Below are 17,805 nucleotides of genomic sequence, written 5' to 3'. Positions count from 1 at the left end.
GATGATCTTCGGCTCCTGTTCCACCCATCTGATGAGGGACTTTGCGGGCACGAACTTCTTTCTCTTCTTTCCCTTCCTCCGTTTACCCTTCTTCTGCTTATTCCTAGGGCGATGCTCGCATGGCCTCTCCTCAAGTGCGCCTCGGCGCCCATACCATGGGACATATCGTCGCCGAGGTCTCGACCAGTCAATCTTGGCCATAGCATCACGCAAACTTGATCTTGAAAAGCACTGCGTCGGTGATGTCTGCAAACCAGATGCGAACTTGATCGCCGTTGCGTTCGGTCTTGGTAACGGACGCCATATAATCTTCGACCACCCGGTTGCCGTCCTCGTCCTCATGGATTTCGACAGGGTAGCTCATGGCAGCGCGATACCGCTCATATGGTAGTTCGATAATGTGGGATTCCTCGGGGTGCCGTCCGATGTGGTCTTCATTCGCTTTCCACCATTCGAGCACTTCGTCTTCATTCCAGATGACGATGCGGCCTTCTTTGCGCTCGGGTTTGGGAAAAGTTGTGCCGGGAAGCGCGCCTTCGGATTCCCCTACCGCCGAAAGCTTGCTGCCGCTCGTGAGCGTGGGGTGGCGATCCATCCAGCGGTAGATCGTCGCCTTGCTCGCGCCTGTCAGTTCCATGATGTCAGCGATTCTCACTCAGTAGCTCCTTATCTCCACCCGTTATAGTCTCGTGTGAGCGACATGACAATATAAAAGTCGCACGAAAAGTTATCGTAACAATACTTTTCTCTTGCAGTTTTTATTTCATGAGACCATAGGATGATTCGGATGGCCATCCCGCTGCCACTCCTCGTGGCGGAAGTTCACCCACTGGGTGAGCACTTGATCTCCCAATGGGAGGTCACAACCAACCTGATGTCTCCCCACCGGGGCGTCATCATCACTGCGGCCTTCGGGCCAAAATACTATTCGCTCCCACTGGGGGCGGAATCGAACAGAGCAGGGTAGCTACCCTCACACGCGGGATGACGAAGATGATGACGAAACTGCGACCACCAACAAAGCGGGCACAACAGAAGTGGCTCGATGTGCCGAATACCAATCCAATTGCTCGACGCATGAGCGCTGCCGAGTTTAAGCTCGGCGACCTCGGCTCGACCGGAGGCGTCGGTCTTCGAGCCGTCTATCTTTGTGGGCCACCGGGAATCGGGAAGACCCACCAGATCATTGCCCAAGAGCGGGCATGGCGAGGCCAAGGGATCGATCCGATCCGAGTGCGTCCGTCCAATGTGCGCGATCTAATCGATCACTTCGCCGAGGCAGACGGGCGTCGTCCTATCGTTATGGAAGAGGCCGACATCATTTTCCGGTCGAAGCCGATGTTCGAGGTGCTCAAGCAAGCGACTGACCCGCTGACCCCTGATTTTCTCTATCGCATCGTCGTGATCGAGAAGGAGAAGGTGCAGATGCCGGTCAATCTCAATGTGCCCATTATAGTTTCGACTAACATGGACCTGACGAGCGACGATGGCTGGGACAAAGATCTCCTTCCCGACCGGGACGCCTTGTTCAATCGGTCGTGGCCTGTCGTCTTTGCCGAAGATCCGATCGCGCTGTGGGAGTGGAGCGTATATCTTGCTCTCACAACCTTTCTCACGATGGAGGTGATGCTTCGTCATCCCAACGGCGGGCCTCCGATCCCTCAGGAAAATCCATTGGCGGTGCAGGCGCAGGCGATCGAATGGTTTACCGAGAACCTGAACCGGCTTGCCGTCATCAGCCCGCGCACTTTGAAGTTCATCGCCCAATGCATGGGTCGCGCTCACCGTAAGGATATGCCGGTGGCAATCATGCAGGACGAGCTTGAAGCGCTTTTGCTTCCGGAACGCAGTGAACCGGTGACCCTTCCTCGCAAGGAAAACTGGGCAGGTTTGCTGCGCTTTCTGCCAAAACAATCGCCACCAGCGCGGCTCTTGCGCGCCGCCTGATTCCCCACATCACCATAAATACAAACGCCATCGGGCATGGGCCGATGAGCGCTCAAGGGATAAATAGCGAGGGCGAAAATCCAACGCATGTTCCTGCGCGAGCGCCGTCAAGCCCAAGCCTCGGCGGCGCTCAACCGGAGAACATGCATGAGCGATCACACCCATTCCTTCCTACGCCAGTTTGGCATCCACGAAGTCCCGGAACCGGGCCTCGGATCAAAGCCCAACATCGACCTTCACTCACAGCAAGCACAGGTTCTCGACCAAACGACCGCCTTCGCGATGGTGGCCGAATGCTGCAAGCGCGATCCCGCGATGGCGCAGCGGCTGATCAATATGATCGGGATCGATAAGCTCGAAGCCGCAAAGGCGAACAAAGCCCCAGTGCGCATGCCCACCATTGGCATTCGAGCAATCGAAGTTGCGATCGGATACACCGCCACAAAACAACCAAAGGAAACCTCAGCAGGCAAACCAAAGCGCTTCCGGCCCGATCGCAGCAAGTTAGAGTATACCGTGAAAATCCAGATTTTCGGACCGACATCGCGAGGCTTGGGCGATCCATTCTGGACAGGGGCTACCCAGCTTCGCAGCCCGGAGAGAGCAAAGAAGGTAGCGCGATCCAAGGAATACTTGACCTCCCTTTCAAACGAATACGCTGAGTGGATTGAAAACGAGATTGCACCTGCTGCTGAGGCCAACGACCTGATGATTGGCTTACTCGCCGATAAGAGGAAGGGACAGGGCACCTACTTCCATGAGTTTCAGGTCATGTTGATCAACCGCGTGCAGCTTGAGGCGCGCAAAGTCGAAACTGCCATCCTCATTTCTAGGGACAACAACACCAACAGAGCCATCAAGCTGCCGAGATTCGACACTCAGACTAGTCACGGCAAGCCGCTAGGTGGAAGCTTCGTCCTTCAATCGCGGGGTATCGTCGGCAAAGGTGAACGAGACAACTGGGCTACAGGACTGGTCACAATCACTTGATGAGGGTGGGCAATCTGTATGCATATGACCATTATAGAATTACTTATTAAGATATATGCATAGAGGTTGCCCACTTCGTGTGACCTCGTGCATGTCGCCATAAATGGCGGAACCCCGTCGCTTCGTGCCGGGTATTTGTCTCTCTTCGAACACATCTATGCATAGAGATTGCCCGCGCAATCTAGTGCTCGCCTCTCGGCTCGATACGCATATCCCGATTTCACATCGGACCTCCCCTCGAAGGAAAAACTTTACGGATCGGCAAAATGTGAGATTTCGTAGTGATGGACGACATCACGCAATTCAAATCCATCGGATGGGACTTCGATTTCGTAATCTACCAGAATCCGAGGTCCGCGCTGTTCTGGGATTACATCGAGCGCAACGAGCACAGTCAGCGCCACTATATCATCACCTTCCGAACGGACCGTCTGTTCGACCGGCTTTGGTATGACCTCGAAAAGGCTGGATGCCGATTGCTCCCCTTCCATTTCCGGGGCGTCGAGGGCATTCCCGAGCAGATTTTCAAAGCCTTTGAGAATGGGAGACCGAAAGGCATGGAATTGCTCTACTGGAAGGGCAAGATGTGCAAGAATCTCGGCTGCGAAGTGCTCGTCGATGATGCCGAAATCTATGTCTGGCCGGGATGCGCGCGGCATAACATTGAGTGGCTCCATCCCGACATGGTAATGCTATGACGCGGGCCAAGCACATTCGCGAAGGAACGGTTCACCGACGACGACGCAGGCTACCTCCGTTGGATTAGCCACCATCCTGATGGCTTCGTAGTGAACATCGAGCGCGGCGAGCGCCCCGGCTATGCCGTGATCCACCGCGCGACCTGTTTTTCCATTTCGCGTGATCGGGATAACGGGGCCTCTACTGAGCATGGCTATCAGAAGGTTGTGTCGGATGATCTCAAGTCGCTTCGCGCATTTGCGAGATCGATCGGACGCGCGGACGGATCATCCTCGAAGCTCTGCGGGCACTGTCAGCCCCGCGTAGATCAGAGCCCGCGCTTCACAATTCAAACGAAGCCCGCTTGCTAATCAGTCTCAAACCCAAAAAGTTGGTCACACTTGCACGATCCGCGCTTGGCTTGGATCGTATCGGTAATCGGTAATCGAGCCATCGCGAATACGCTCGACCGCCTCATCAATCGCATTCAGTGGGACTAAGAACCATTCACGCGGTTTAATCATCGTGCCGAACCGATCGGGGATTACAAGGTCGAGTTGGGCCGCACCGAACACCCGGTGGATCAGCTTTTCAAGTTTGGTGCGGTTGATGTTGAAAAGCTTATATTGGGCAATTATCTCCACATCAGCCATGAGGAAAGTTGGTTGCAAGCGCGCCCCGGCGATCCGCTTCTCAACCTTCATGTTCGTCACGCCGATTTTGTGAACGAGGTTGCGATTTTCGGCGACGACGGGGTGGTCCGACTTGCTTCGCAAGACATATATAATCCCGCTTGCTTCATCCCCGTCTTCGGCCTGTCCTGAAAATAATGGGCCAGCCTCCGGCTCCGTAATCCGCCGACCGGCGTCGTCCTTATTCAGCGAGCGCTGTAGCGAGCGCATAAGCATATTGCTCTGCGTGCCATTGTCGAAAATTACCCTAAGACGCGCATCGGAGCGGCCCTGAGGATTTGTAAAAACTTCCCCCATCTCGGCCACGAAAGCAGTCTGGCCGCCTACAATGAAGAACGCGCCGGGACGAATCTCGGCCTTAAGTTCAAATGGCCGCGTTTCCCGAGCGCCGATTTCAATCTCTTGCTGAACCTGATCAAAGAACGGCTTGAAGTGTGCAAAATCTTCGCACTTCTCGCGGTTCGCCACTTCTTCTGCGGCACGGCGCTCTTCGGCAGTCGGGACATGGCGCAGGACACGGATATCGTCCTCCGCTACCGGCTCGATACCAAGCTCGGCGAGCAGTAAATCGTCGTCGATCTCTTCAGCAGGAATAGTAGCTTCATTTTGCGCTTCGGCAAGCAACCCATGCCTGTCCATCCCATGGAGAACTTCGCGGCAGTCTTTTTGCGCGCGAAGCTGATCCAAACGAACAGCGTAGAGGCGTTCGAAGATGTCACGATCCTCGCCGTGTTGCGGCGGATGCCCGTGCTTTTCCATGAAGCGGATAATATCCTCGAACCCAGCCATGATCCGCTCTTCGCGCGGTGTATAGGTGCGCGCTTTCTGCTGCTCGACTTCAACTCCAAGTTCAGCAAGCAGTTCGTCATCAGTCAGGTCAGCCATCGTTCGCCTGTGCACGGTAACGCGCGAACGCCGCAACCCCTTCCGCCATTCGCTTCTCCCACGCGTCGTGTGAGGTAATTTCGGGCAGCCGCCCGCGCTCTTTCTTGAATCGCAATGCGCGTTCGGCGAGATCGCGCGCTTCCTCGGATGAAATCTTGACCTTCTTCGCCGAGATGACCGACTGCACCTGCTTAAGCACCGTCTCGTTCATCGACTTCGCAAGCACCGCGTAGGCGGCTTCGAAGGGGTTGATGCTGTCGATTAGGTCGATGTCGAGATCGCGGACATCCATGGCGAACTTGCGCACCCCATCGATGAGCGCGGTGTTGACCTTCTCGTCATCACCCTTGCCGTTATTGAGACTGCTGGCGATTTCCTTCGCCTTCTGGGTAAAGTTGAGAGCAGCAATGGCGTGCTGGCGCACCGCCTCCTGATCCTCTGCGCTTAGCTTTGGATAACGATCGCGAACGATCTTGCCCATCTTCAACTGGGTCAGTTCTTGCGGCACCGTCTCCTCGTTGAACATGCCCTGTTCGAGGCTCGTTTTGTCCTGCACGAACTGGGTGATGACCTCGTTGAGGTCTTCCTTGCAGATGCGCTGGGCCTCGACGCTCTTGGGCTCGATTAGCCCCTTGATCTCGAAGTGAAGCTGGCCGGTCGCTTCACGCACACCGACATTGGTCTCGCCTTCCTTATAGCCGCCGGGGCCGTAGTCGAAGTCTTCGAGTGGCCCGGTATCCTTCGGCGTGAAAGTGAAACGCGGCGCGAGCACCTGTTCCATCAGCAAACTGGCGGCGATGGCTTTCAGCGTGTCGTTGATCGCCCCCACCACAGCCGCTTCCGAGGCATCCGGTTCAGCTATTAGGTTGGTGAAGGTGGCGCTTTCCTTTCCGAAAGCATCGCGGGTTGCACGACCGATGATCTGGATAATTTCGGTCAGGCTCGACCTGTAGCCGACTGTCAGTGCGTGCTCGCACCAAATCCAGTCGAACCCTTCCTTGGCCATGCCGAGTGCAATGATGATGTCCACATGGTCGCGGTCATTGCGGTGCATCGGGTCTTTGAGGGCGGCCAATACCTTGCCGCGCCGCGCCGTATCGCTGTCATCAACCAGATCGGCGATCTTGATCTGCCTTCCCTCAGGTAGATCGATGAGATGGAAACCGGTTTTTTCGTCAACGCCCCTCCACTCACCGAGCGTCTCCATGATGTGCTCGACCTCTGTGACCTTACCAATCTTAGGGTTTTCACGAGCGTTGACCGATGGGATATGAACGATGGTCTTCTTGGATGGATCGAGCACAGCCTCGATCGCACTCAGATACCACCCGGTGTAGAAGAAGTAGCCAATATTGAGCGCCTTGAGGTGCTCATAGCCGTTCAACTGCTCGTAATAGGTGTAGGTGACCGTCTCGAACTTGGCTTCGTCTTCAGGTGTGAGGACAGGCACCGCATCGCCCCGGAAGTAACTTCCGGTCATCGCCACGATGTGCGCTTTGTCGCGGCGGATGAACTCGGCAAGCTGATTACCAAGCCGGTTGTCGTCACTCGCAGAAACATGGTGGAACTCGTCCACGGCAATCAGCCGGTTGTCGAACGCCTCGACACCAAGCTGTTCGACTGCAAAACGAAAAGTGGCGTGTGTGCAAACCAGCACTTTGTCACCGCTGGCGAGGAACTGGCCGACCGCTTTGATCTTGGATGGATCGACCCGCTCCTCAACCGGCCCCGGCGCGTTGCACAGGTTCCACTGCGGCTTCACCACCCAGTCGGACCAGAAGCCGAACTTGGAAAGCGGCTCGTCCATGAATGACCCGCCGATCGACTTTTCGGGCACAACGATGATCGCTTGTTCGAGCCCTTGATTGTGCAGCTTGTCGAGCGCGATGAACATGAGTGCACGCGATTTGCCCGACGCGGGCGGCGACTTGATCAGCAGGTATTGCTCGCCCCGCTTTGTATAAGCGCGTTCCTGCATGGGACGCATGCCCATCTCGTTGGACTTCGTAGACGCCCCAGTTCGAGCAGTCTGAAACGAGACGGCGGGGATTGGTTTTGAAGTGGTCATTGTGGAGAGGCACCCTCGCACAGCTTGAGCATATCGGCGTGCATACGATCGGCACGCGCGGTGAGAAACTCTTCATAGTCGTCGGCTACGAGTGCATCGTAAGGAATCAGGTGGCTCTCCAACCGTTGGCGAACAGCGTCCATCCCTAGCGCGGCGGCCTTCGCGCGCTTCTCAATGTATTCCGATGGCGTTTGCGCTCCGACCCTGCGGTTTGTTGTCCAAGTTATGAGGGCACAATTTAAAGCGCGATTGACCTTTTCGTCCGCCCTGTCGCCACTCAGCACACCTACCGGATACAGGTGATGGAACTCACGGCTATAAAAGTTGTCGAGAGTGATCGATGCGCCATCGGCAAAGTCGAGTCCTCCTCGACGAAGGCCGGTCGCGAGCAATGCACGGGGGAGACGATCTTTCCGTCCCGGCCAGCCTGCCAGAATTAGCTCTTCCTTGGCTGGTAGCGGGTAGAAAGTCTCATCGAAGAGTTCACATAGACCGAAATCTTTCGCGGTCATCATCAGGCGGAGTGCCTTATAGTCGGCGAACGCTCGTGTAGCTGAGGTCTTACCATATCGATCTGTGTAGCTGGCTCGCCACAGAGCCTTCCTAATCAAGGTGCGGGCATTGCCGCCGCTATCGAATGCATGCTCAGGCACATCAGCCCAAAGTGCACAGGTTAGGTAGACGACCACTTCGCTAGGCAGACACCGCTCATTGAAAATGCCCTCTGAGCGAAGGAACGAGATACCGTGTTTGAATCCGTGTTTGAGACGGGACCAGACCGAAGAGAACTCCTCACCGAAAGACCGATCAAGGTATGTTTTCTTGAGCGGTGCCTTGCCCATCAGTAGGGCTGCGACCGATAAGATGCTATCCTCAATGCGGCCATAATCGCGAGCGGCAGGCACCGCCTCGACAAGCTCCTCTACCATGTCGTGCAGGGAGTCGCCGGTCGCACTCTCTAACTGAGCGACTACGATGTCGAAGTCTTTCAAGGGCGTCGCTGAGGTGTTCATGCGAATGAAGACATCGAGCGCCGTATCACGACCAGTTTTCGAACTCAGTGACAAGAACGGAATATCATACTTCGCAACTCGTTGGCGAAGGGCGACAATCCGGCTGATAATGTCGAAGGTGAGCGCTCCGCTCTCTTCAACCTTTGACTTCCACTCGTTAAGGGCTGCCTCCCCTTGGGAACCGGGGCAAATAATGGTGACGGGAATCTGGCCGCGCTCAAGAACTTCAACAGGATTGTCGCACCAGACTGGCTGCGTCACGCCCTTGCGATCCCACCTCTTGACCGCTTCGACGGTTGGCGCATCGACATCTTCACCGAGATCGATTTCGGCTTCTTCATCCTCGTCCGGCTCCGGATTGATCGTAATGAAGACATCGAGGTTTTCGTAGTCGCCGGTGAGGCTACGCCAGAGTGCCGTCATACGCTGCTGTCCGTCCAAGAGGTGCATGGAAGGCTTAGACTGTGGTTCAGGCGCACCAACGATCGGACGGGAGTGAAAGAGTTCTTCGTCGCCGACTTCAAGAGTGAGCAATGCGCCGATCGGCAATGGCGGATCGCGCAGGATATTCTCCAACAGACCGATCACTTGTGCTTGCCGCCATGCTTCATGTCGCTGGAATCGGGGCAGAACGATCTGACCTTGCTTGATCATCGCGAACCAGTCTTCGATCTTCTTGTTACGCGCTTCCACAGGCGCTTCCCCCCCCAATTTGCTCGGCTGCGGCGATCCCCGCCGCCCATGCCATCTCTATTGCGCTCTGATTGGCAAGGAAGAACTCGCCGCCGAGCGAGCGCCCGTTTTTCACGAGCGAATCCTTCATCGCTTGTTCTCCGGCCAAAGCGTGTCTGGACGATGGAAATGCAGGCCGTTTGGCGTCGAAGGTCGATTTCAGGACAGCCCATTGATAAGCACACAGGCGCGGCAGCGTCGTATTGTGAGCCTTGCAGCGAGTGTCTGGGCTTCCGGAAAAGCCGACCTTTACAATCCAGCCTCCCTTGGGGTCTTCGCCAAGCAGCCCATACTCGTCCCCATGCATTCGCAAGATATAAAGGTGCTTCGGTCCTTCCGCCTCACGCACCATGTAGCCGCTTTGTGCCACTGGTCCGGGCTTGCTTGGTGCGAGAGTTTGCGCTGCGGGACCGGGAATCAGGGAGTCGACAGGCGCGCCGCCAAATACGGGAACCTCGTAGAGCGGCAGATCGAGAATCCGCAAAGCCTCTCTCGATGTTAAGCGTAATCCGTAGCTTCCAATGGCCGTTCCGTTGTCGCCGCCCTTATGGGTTTCGGGGAAAATGTCTCGCACGAAGGGGCGATCTTCCTCGGGAATCTTCCATGCGCGGATCGCTTTAAGCCCGTTGATCCAACCTCCCACCCGCTTAGGATCGTTGCGTTCTTCCTCGTGTCGCGCGGGATCAAGAAACTCCCATTTACTCCCGTAAATGTGTGTTTGTTGCTGCATCCCGAGCACACGGAGACGCTCACTCTTAATTGGAGCTTTCGAGGTTCCGCAGACTACAAGCAGGGCTCCGGGACGACTTTCCCGCACGAACTTCTCTCGCGAAGACGGTTCTGTGTAACCTAGGAAACCCCAGCTTTCTGGCGTGAAGCCATGAAAGCTCTTGAGGAACACTTGTGGCGGATCGGACCTGATGGCCACCAAGGGATCGAGCATCGGATTACCGGCTCGCCCATCTTCATGTGCTTTCACGAAGGCTTCAACACCGCCGTAGGTTTCCTTTACGCGGCTCGGTGCGATCTGACCAAAAGTGCGATCGGCCTTATCCCAACCATGCGCGTCAAACATGTTTTTGAGACTGCCATACTGGGACGCTGCAATTTCGTTGACTGCTTGCTTATCCCATCCCGGTTGGCGGCTTTTTCCAGTCACGGTCTACTTCCTCTGGTCAAAGCGGCGCAAAAACAGGCGTGCTGTGATCAGTGTGATCTGGATACGGAAGGTCGCGTCTTCCTCCTCCGATAGACCCGGATGGCCTCCATGGGGGTGCATGCGACTCATGAGCCCCTGCACGAACTGGGGTTTCTGATTATTCTCGTGCCATTCATTGTATTCCGCGAGCAAGAAGGCAGGCGAAACAACGCCTCCGAGGAAATCCCTCTTCATCTTGCTATCGGTTTCTTGGCTCCCGAGCCTGTCAGCGATCTCATTGAGATAGCTCTCAAAGAAGTTTCGCAACTCGCCGTTCGCGCCCGACCATTCGCCGCGCTGGAACGCTGACATCGCACGAGACAAATGACCCTTGGCGACAAGAAATCCATGAGCATTTAGAAGAGCCATGACCTCGTTCTCGGCCTCTCGAATATCAAGGCCGGGGATCGCCTCAGGCAGCATCCGGATGATCCGGAGGCTCTTCCGTCGCGACGAAAATGAGAAACCATCACCAGCCCCGTCACCATCCTCGACCACTTCGAACCCATCAAGGCGAAGACCGGCAATCAGCTTCTTCCAAGCCTCCTTGTCGCGCGTCATTGGAGGCGCTTTGATGGCAGTTTCGACCATCGCCCTTTCGAGGGTCATCAAGCCGTTTTCAGTCAGCACTTTATTGCGAGAACCGCCTTGGAATTGAGGTTCAGTGCGGGCGAGCGCAACCTTAGCCCAACATGCGACGCGGCCAGCCTTTCCAGAGGCCGATACTTCGTCGGCGATACCCCATTGAACCTCCAAGATTTCCATCTCGCTATGGCTCTTGAACTCGGCAACCACTTCGGCAGCAGCAACGATCGTCATGCGATTAAACTCGGAGTTCATGCCGCCGCCTTCTTCCCGGTCATCTTGGTGTAGAGTTCGAAAAGCTTTTCGAGGCGTTCGGTGTCGTTGCGGAAGCGGCGACCGATGTAGATGCGTTCGAGCACCTCGTCGTTTTCTTCATGCGCGCGGCGGAGGTCTTCGGGCATGGCCTCGGGATCATAGAGGTCGGCGATGGTCGCCGGGAAATGCGCCTCGCGCGCGAGGAGAATGTTCTCGGCGCAGCGGGTGAGGTCAGCCTTGTTTTGCTCGGTCAGCTTGGGGAGCGGGAAGGTGTTCCAACCAAGAGTGGGAGTGAATCTAAAATCTGTTCTCATTCTAATGCAAACCGTGCCGATCCAGCTATGCATCAAACGAGAAGCTATGATTGCTAGATTCCAGACCGGCGCGTCGTAAGAAGCGTTGGCCGTATTTAAAACGATTTCTTGTCCAGTGAGCAACCCAACGGGGAGATATTCTCTGTTTTCTGAGGAAGTGACAGGGACAATAATCAGACTGTTTTTTGCCTTAAGCATCCTCTGGAATTGATGAGGACGGTCTGAAATATATTGAGCGGTTGTCCCGCCCTTCTTCCTCAATGTTCGCACTGCTTCAATTCGCTTCTCGATAAGCGGGATTGACCGAGCCTCTTCTAAATGATCATCTTCGATCCAGAGGCAGTGCCTTTCCAAGCCCCTGATTAATTCAGCGGACCCATAAATCCTCCTGACAAACGCAGCTTCTTGCTCTGGGCTAATGCCGAGCAGCGATTTTTCCTCTCGCGTGAGTAGAAGGTGACCGCCATCGATTGGCGTATTACCAAAGGTCATTTCGGACTGATAGCCAATCGGTTTACTGGCCTTCTCGACTATAATGTTTTTCGCAGGAGCGAGGTATGCGTTAATTTCGGCGCACTGTAGTTCCGTTGTGACCCCATCCTTATCGCTAGAATAAATCCATCGTGGGCTGCGAGCAGGGCGCTCGATCCCCACGACGACAACGGTCACCCCTGCGTTGTGACTTGCGAGATTTTTCCATCGGAAGGAGGTATGGGCAAAGAAGATCTCGTGGCCAGTTTGAAAAATCAGCGGCCAAAGGATTGATACTTGCCCGCCTTGGCAAAGCGAGTTTGTCGTAACAAACGCAGAGGCGGAGGCCGTTTGGCATCCGTATAATGCGGCCTTCAAAAACCATCCGGCAACATAGTCGAGGGATTTCCAGTTTTTATCCCTCTTGGCGAACAAGTTCTCGATGTCGCTTTTCTGCTCTGCGTTCTGATCGCGAGCGCCAAGATATGGAGGGTTCCCGCAGATGTATGTTTCACCACCGGCATTTTCGAAATCGATCTCGGACTGGTCGAGGGGGGTCTCGAACAAATCATCGCCGCGCACCTTCACGCCGGTTCCGGTCGGTGGGCAGATGCTCAGCCAGTCGAGCCGCAGCGCGTTTCCGCAGGTAATCCAATTCTCGGAATCGAGCGGGAGGAACTCGGCCAGCGCCTCCTTTTGCCCGCGATACAGGACATCGCACTGATACTCAGCGATGATGAGCGCGAGGCGAGCGATCTCGGCGGGGAAGTCGCGCAATTCTATCCCGCGAAAATTGGTCAGCGGGATGTCGGTCTTGCGCTCAGGCTCGCCGCGCAGCCGGTTGATCTCGGCCTCGATCGCCCGCATTTCCTTATAAGCGATAACGAGGAAGTTTCCGCTGCCGCAGGCCGGATCGAACACCCTGATCTTCGCTATGCGATTGCGCAAATTGAGCAACTTGCGCGAGTTTTTGCCCGCCTCTTCCAGCTTGCCGCGCAGATCATCGAGGAACAGCGGGTTCAGCACTTTGAGGATGTTCGGCACACTGGTGTAGTGCATGCCGAGCGCGCCGCGCTCCTCATCATCGGCAACGGCCTGAATCATGCTGCCGAAAATATCTGGGTTGATCTTCGTCCAGTCTAGATTGCCGATGTGGGTGAGGTAGGACCGGGCAATCTTGCTAAAGCGCGGGACATCGGTGCTGCCCGAGAACAGATTGCCGTTCACATAAGGGAAGCCTGATGCCCAGCGCGCGATACCGGCAGCATCGCGCTCGTCATGCTTGGTATTCATGGCGCGAAATAGCTCGCTGATGACCTTTGCGGTGTTGTCCGCGCCACCGGCGCTCATTCGCTCCACAGTCTGGGTGAACCCAGAAGTCACCGGAAAGATGTCCGTATCCTCCGCGAAGAAGCAGAAGATTAGCCGTGCCATGAAGTGGTTCATGTCGATGCGGCGTTCGGCAGTCGCCCATTCCGGGTTGTCTTGCAGCAGCGTGACATAGAGCCGGTTAAGCCGACTGGTCGCACGGATGTCGAACGAGCTTTCCCGAATCTGCTCGACCGTGGTTATGCCCGCGAGCGGCAGGAAGAAGCCGAAGTGATTGGGGAAGTCACCGTAGTCGCAAGCGACGGTTTCGCCGCTGGTCAGGTCTTCGGCCTGTAAATCCTCACCATCGGTGGCAAGAATGAACTTGGCTTTGTTGGTGCCGGTCTTCGGGCTCTCGCGCAGGGCGGTGAGTGTCTCACCAGCCGCACCAGCTTCGCAGGTGGAAATGTGAATGTTGCTGCGTTGGAGCACACCGCCCGGAAGATCGGACTGGTTGGTATTGCCCTTCCTCAGCCGGTCGATCGTGGTCTTCTTGTTCCCGAAGGCGGTGAGGAACTGAAAGGGGAACTCGGCTCGATCAAACGGCTCCGAGGCGAGTTGGGTGACAGCTTCTTCGATCTCAACGGGGTTCATGGGTCAAATCAGTAAGCTACGAGTTCGTCAGCGCCAAGTGGTAGCAGGCCGATTGGCCGAAGATTGCTGAAACCAAGAACTTAGTTCATCTATCTTTCTTCACTGTTGGGAAGCTCACGGATGCAATTCGAGATAGCAAAGGGTGGTTCATCACAGTCGTTTGAAGATTGGGATGGTCTGATTGAATATCTTCGGAAGGAGGCTTCCTATTGGGATTGGCTGGGTGGCGAAAGCACCAACCCGAATGGCGCGGGTCGTAGCATTCGAGATCAGTGGTCTTCTATGATTCAAAGCGCGAACGAGCGAAAAAATTGTGGAAGTTCGTTGAGCGAAGCCCACCAGATTATCGGCGACCTTGTATCCGGCAATGTCCCCCATCATGAGAGCGAGATTGGGGCATCCATCTTGGACATTCGTTCTGATGTTGGCGAAACCGAGGCGGCTTGGGCTGCGGCCTTTTTCACCAATAGGGTCTCGCTCGAACAGGTTAGGTCTCCCGTAGCGCTAAGGGGAGTTATGCTGACGGCGTTTCCAGATGCCAGACAGTCAGCGTCTATCGAGAAGCGCTTGAGGCAAGAGCGAGCAAATTATCGCAGTTCGCTCAAATCAGCGATGTCGAGTGCCGAAGCGTTTCAGTCCGAATGCGCGAACAACTGGCGTGCAGTCCTAGAAAGAGCCCGGGGCATCGGAATTAGGAGCCTTCGGCGCAATCGGAAGCGTTGGGTTGAGTCAGGCCGGATGTGGCGGAAACAAGCGGACGATGCGGTCGCCAGTATAAGGGAAACGGAAAACACTTATACGGAGTTCATGCAGCTTCGCGCTCCGGTGGACTACTGGACTGGTAAAAGTTCGGAGCACGGCACGGAGAAGAGCAAGGCATATGAGAACCTTCGTAACTATTTTATCGGACTGACTTTACTTCTCGTCGCCGTCTTCATTGCAGCAGGTTTTTTGGTTGTCTCCATGCATGATGCAGCCAACGAACCAGTCGCTTTGTATGTGTTAATTTCGGCTGGTCTTGCTGTCCTCTCGACGATCGGCTTCTGGATAGGGCGTATACTGACAAAGCTCTATCTCAGTCAGCACCATCTCAAGACTGATGCGGACGAACGAGCGACGATGATAAAGACCTACCTCGCCCTTACAGAAAACGGCGCTGCATCTGAGACGGACAAGCAGATCATTCTTGCTTCACTTTTTAGGCCAACGGCTGATGGCATCGTGCGAGACGATGGCCCGCCCGACCTTGCCTTCCAGTCGATCGCTGCAAGGATGCTGTCTGGAAAGGATCAATCGTAAGTTCATGGAGAAGCGTGATGGCCGAGAACTGGACGACGGGACGGAGCATGGTGATTGCAATTATTGCGCTCACCTTATTCTCAAGTTGCTCTAGCCCGTCCGACGATGAGCAGTATGTCGCCGACGAACTTGGTATTTCGACTGAGGAGGCAGCAGACCTGATTGACGAATATGGCGATCCTACCGATGCGATAGATGACTACCGCGATGCCTACAGACCTGACTTCGACGAGGATGCCGCACGCGAAGCGGCAGAGAGCGAGATGGCTGGCCAAGGATACGACTATTCCTACGGTTGCACTGACGACTGCTCCGGGCATGAGGCGGGCTGGCAATGGCGCGCTGACAATGGTTATCCGGTCGATGACCCATCAACATATGGGAATAGCAACAGCTTTGCCGAAGGTGCCATGGCTTATGAAGAGGCCGTTGATGAGCGCGTAGATGAGATGCGAGATGAATATGAGTATGGTGAGGAACCATACTAGCGGTCTCATGAAGAAAACCGAACTAAAAGAACTACTTGACGGATTTTTGAACTGATGAGAGCCTTTCCAATCGCAGGGAAAGGCCACACCAATGTCATACAAGGTTCAATACATGGCTCGCGGCTCATCGATCTGGCTGAACGCATCAAGCGGGTTTGGATCGGAAGCTCAGGCGATCTTCGATGCAAAGGCCGTCGCCAAGCGCCCAAACTATGAGCAGGTGCGTGTGGTCGATCGGAACGGGTCCGTTGTGTGGCTGGGCTGATTTCGACGAAGTCTCTGTGTCCAAGTAATTAAATTGCACAAGTCCAAGGTGCACTCTCGCACCAATTAGTTGGCCATTTACCGTCCCCTGACTAGGTTCCGGGTATATGATGCACGGCCCAACCGATAATTGGAACGAGGACAACGCCATCTATGACGATGGCGAGTGGATCACTTGGACCGAGATTAACTCGCATCTTGCGCGGTTGGAGTTCGAGGCCCGCTTCCCTGACCTCGATGTTGATCTGGTGCCGATCTTCCAAGACCTGCTCGCGGTGGCACAGGACTATCATCACCTCACCGGTAGCCACCTACAGGTCTATGGCGACCTTGGTGAACTCTACGGAGCGATCACCCATGGGCTCAAACTGCATCGCAATTACGCGCAAGGATCGGACGGCAAGATCGGTAATCACTTCGTCGAGGTGAAGACCATCACACCGTTCAAGTCGAAGGACACGATCACGCTCAATCTCAAGCGCAATTTTAGCAAGGTGCTCATCGTTAAGATCGATGACGATTTCGAGGTGCAGAGTAGGCTGATCGATCGCAAGACCTTGCCGAAGGTGAAGGGCGACAAACTTAAGCTGAATTGGGCCGACTTTGCATGCAAGCCAGCGGATCAGGTCGCGCCGCAAGCCTCATAGACAGCAGCGCGCCTAAGCAAAGGGATGGGCACCGACACTCGTCCGACCCTTTCGAAGCGAGGGCTTAACGCGTGTCCGATGGAATTATCTGCCAAGCGCCAATAGGCCAATTCGATAATCACACCATCGAGATCAGGGAGTAGCGCCAAAGCTGGCGGCTTTCCAGCGAAGGCAAGGTCAGTGATCTCCTCGAAGCGCATGATGATCGCTTGTTCGACGGCATCGATCATCTCTGAATCGAGAAGGTGAACGCCCCTAGGTATAAAACCCTTTCGCGGTGTCATTGTTTATGCGTTTCGATCAGGCTTGCCAGCATGGCTTGAACTTGCGCGTAGCTGAACCGCTCATCCGAGAGGTTCTTTTCAGCAAATGCGTCGTCCACTTCGGATGCTGCCTCATGTCCCATCCCACGGAAGCAGTATTTGGCACCTGCCGCGCTTTCGATCTGATAGTTTGGTGCATGACCACCGCCAGTAGTGCCGAAGCGGACATGAGCCTTTGCTTCGTGTATGGGGCCGAATCCAGAGGAGGCCATATTTCCGAGCACTTATCGAAAATAGGTTGGGTCAGTCACAAGCTCCCACGGCTTTTCCATCGTCATATATATCTCCAATTTTGCTCGAATCTACTCTGGCCTAGCAAGATCAGGCTGGCCGAAGGATGCGTTCTCGGCGATGCAAAAAGTAGCCCTGCTTTTTGATCACTTTCGCCGCCTTTTTAAGGTTGAAGCCGAAACCGACAGAAGCCTTTAAGGGCGAAGAAATCGAGTTGTAGTAGGTCCACCGCTTGCCGACCTTAGGAGATGGAAGCTTGCTATCATCGCGAATGTCGGTGAGGGCAAGCTGGTTCGGATCACCGCTGTCTCGGAATAGGTGAAGAACTATCTCGTCGGGAACTGGGCGGCGGTAGCGACTTGCTTTGTAGAACGGAGCCGAGGCCAACTTGATGCCATCAGCGTCGTGCACGAAACCGCGACTTTCCATTATCTGGCGAACCATATGTCCCGCCATCTGCTTCATGCGATCATCCGTGATGGGTTCGCCGATCTCGATTAGCAGGATGTCTTCAAGCGGCTTGAGCGCGGGCTGTCCAAGATCGGTTGCAGTCTCCATCCGAGCGATGTTGGCATCACGATTCAGGACTTCCCACAGCTTCTTCCCCTCAGCAGTGGCAAAGTCTTTTGAGAACTTGCCGGGTCGATACTCTAACATGGATAAACTCCTTACAGGGTCGAATCATCCGGTATCTACTAGTATAGAGGGTGAAATCACCCTGTCAACATGCCGGGTGAAAATACCCTGTATTGGTCTTTAAAGG

At 55.2% G+C, this 17,805-nt stretch carries 17 protein-coding genes; 7 read left to right on the top strand and 10 right to left on the bottom strand.

All coding sequences use genetic code 11. The annotated features are described in order from the left end of the window. Nucleotides 1-205: 205 nt before the first annotated feature. The gene (locus HUV48_RS14115) at nucleotides 206-655 is read right to left on the bottom strand and encodes a helix-turn-helix transcriptional regulator (protein ID WP_176268373.1); all 450 of its coding nucleotides are present in this window, start codon (nucleotides 653-655) and stop codon (nucleotides 206-208) included. Between the two features lie 329 nt (nucleotides 656-984). Here HUV48_RS14115 and HUV48_RS14110 point away from each other — a divergent pair, with 329 nt between their 5' ends. The 3 genes from HUV48_RS14110 (at nucleotide 985) to HUV48_RS14100 (ending at nucleotide 3,635) form a co-directional block, all read left to right on the top strand. Further along, entirely contained in the window at nucleotides 985-1,947 is a 963-nt protein-coding gene (locus HUV48_RS14110) for a P-loop NTPase family protein (RefSeq protein ID WP_176268372.1), read from the top strand. 147 nt (nucleotides 1,948-2,094) lie between these two features. Then, on the top strand, nucleotides 2,095-2,937 hold the full coding sequence (locus HUV48_RS14105) for a hypothetical protein (RefSeq protein ID WP_176268371.1): 843 nt from the start codon (nucleotides 2,095-2,097) through the stop codon (nucleotides 2,935-2,937). Between the two features lie 284 nt (nucleotides 2,938-3,221). Further along, on the top strand, nucleotides 3,222-3,635 hold the full coding sequence (locus HUV48_RS14100) for a hypothetical protein (protein ID WP_176268370.1): 414 nt from the start codon (nucleotides 3,222-3,224) through the stop codon (nucleotides 3,633-3,635). 375 nt (nucleotides 3,636-4,010) lie between these two features. On the opposite strand, the gene HUV48_RS14095 is transcribed toward HUV48_RS14100, so the two are convergent. From HUV48_RS14095 to HUV48_RS14070, 6 genes are all read right to left on the bottom strand, one after another. Beyond that, entirely contained in the window at nucleotides 4,011-5,192 is a 1,182-nt protein-coding gene (locus tag HUV48_RS14095; protein WP_176268369.1) for a GIY-YIG nuclease family protein, read from the bottom strand. Further along, entirely contained in the window at nucleotides 5,185-7,185 is a 2,001-nt protein-coding gene (locus HUV48_RS14090; protein ID WP_439822691.1) for a DEAD/DEAH box helicase, read from the bottom strand. Before HUV48_RS14090 ends, HUV48_RS14095 begins: the two co-directional genes overlap by 8 nt. A 71-nt stretch (nucleotides 7,186-7,256) precedes the next feature. Next, entirely contained in the window at nucleotides 7,257-8,966 is a 1,710-nt protein-coding gene (locus HUV48_RS14085; protein ID WP_176268367.1) for a GmrSD restriction endonuclease domain-containing protein, read from the bottom strand. Next, a complete protein-coding gene (locus HUV48_RS14080; RefSeq protein WP_176268366.1) occupies nucleotides 8,953-10,164 on the bottom strand; it encodes a hypothetical protein in 1,212 nt (403 codons plus the stop codon). The genes HUV48_RS14085 and HUV48_RS14080 overlap by 14 nt, the downstream gene beginning before the upstream one ends. Nucleotides 10,165-10,167: 3 nt before the next feature. After that, on the bottom strand, nucleotides 10,168-11,043 hold the full coding sequence (locus tag HUV48_RS14075; RefSeq protein ID WP_176268365.1) for a hypothetical protein: 876 nt from the start codon (nucleotides 11,041-11,043) through the stop codon (nucleotides 10,168-10,170). Further along, complete coding sequence (locus tag HUV48_RS14070; RefSeq protein WP_176268364.1) at nucleotides 11,040-13,790, bottom strand: class I SAM-dependent DNA methyltransferase; 2,751 nt, start codon at nucleotides 13,788-13,790, stop codon at nucleotides 11,040-11,042. The genes HUV48_RS14075 and HUV48_RS14070 overlap by 4 nt, the downstream gene beginning before the upstream one ends. Before the next feature lie 120 nt (nucleotides 13,791-13,910). On the opposite strand from HUV48_RS14070, the gene HUV48_RS14065 reads away from it, so the two are divergent. The 4 genes from HUV48_RS14065 to HUV48_RS14050 all read left to right on the top strand — a co-directional run bounded on the left by HUV48_RS14065 (nucleotide 13,911) and on the right by HUV48_RS14050 (nucleotide 16,488). Beyond that, nucleotides 13,911-15,089 carry a DUF6161 domain-containing protein gene (locus tag HUV48_RS14065; RefSeq protein ID WP_176268363.1) on the top strand — a complete coding sequence of 393 codons (1,179 nt, stop codon included), beginning with the start codon at nucleotides 13,911-13,913 and terminating at the stop codon, nucleotides 15,087-15,089. Nucleotides 15,090-15,106: 17 nt separating this feature from the next. Next, nucleotides 15,107-15,577 (top strand): hypothetical protein, encoded by a 471-nt coding sequence (locus HUV48_RS14060; RefSeq protein ID WP_176268362.1) that lies wholly within the window; start codon nucleotides 15,107-15,109, stop codon nucleotides 15,575-15,577. Between the two features lie 91 nt (nucleotides 15,578-15,668). Then, entirely contained in the window at nucleotides 15,669-15,842 is a 174-nt protein-coding gene (locus HUV48_RS14055; RefSeq protein WP_176268361.1) for a hypothetical protein, read from the top strand. Nucleotides 15,843-15,948: 106 nt separating this feature from the next. Continuing rightward, on the top strand, nucleotides 15,949-16,488 hold the full coding sequence (locus HUV48_RS14050) for a hypothetical protein (protein WP_225871734.1): 540 nt from the start codon (nucleotides 15,949-15,951) through the stop codon (nucleotides 16,486-16,488). Here HUV48_RS14050 and HUV48_RS14045 read toward each other — a convergent pair. The 3 genes from HUV48_RS14045 to HUV48_RS14035 all read right to left on the bottom strand — a co-directional run bounded on the left by HUV48_RS14045 (nucleotide 16,464) and on the right by HUV48_RS14035 (nucleotide 17,699). Then, nucleotides 16,464-16,718, bottom strand: coding sequence for a hypothetical protein (locus HUV48_RS14045; protein WP_176268360.1), 255 nt, complete (start codon nucleotides 16,716-16,718; stop codon nucleotides 16,464-16,466). The genes HUV48_RS14050 and HUV48_RS14045 overlap by 25 nt on opposite strands. Nucleotides 16,719-16,768: 50 nt before the next feature. Next, a complete protein-coding gene (locus HUV48_RS14040) occupies nucleotides 16,769-17,023 on the bottom strand; it encodes a hypothetical protein (RefSeq protein WP_176268359.1) in 255 nt (84 codons plus the stop codon). Nucleotides 17,024-17,132: 109 nt separating this feature from the next. Continuing rightward, nucleotides 17,133-17,699, bottom strand: a complete 567-nt coding sequence (locus HUV48_RS14035; protein WP_176268358.1) for a hypothetical protein — start codon at nucleotides 17,697-17,699, stop codon at nucleotides 17,133-17,135. Nucleotides 17,700-17,805: the final 106 nt, after the last annotated feature.

Origin of the sequence: Qipengyuania atrilutea (genome assembly GCF_013370205.1) — a bacterium.
GTDB lineage: Bacteria > Pseudomonadota > Alphaproteobacteria > Sphingomonadales > Sphingomonadaceae > Actirhodobacter > Actirhodobacter atriluteus.
The sequence above is the reverse complement of the archived record's forward strand: the minus strand, read 5'-3'. Positions and strand labels throughout refer to the sequence as shown.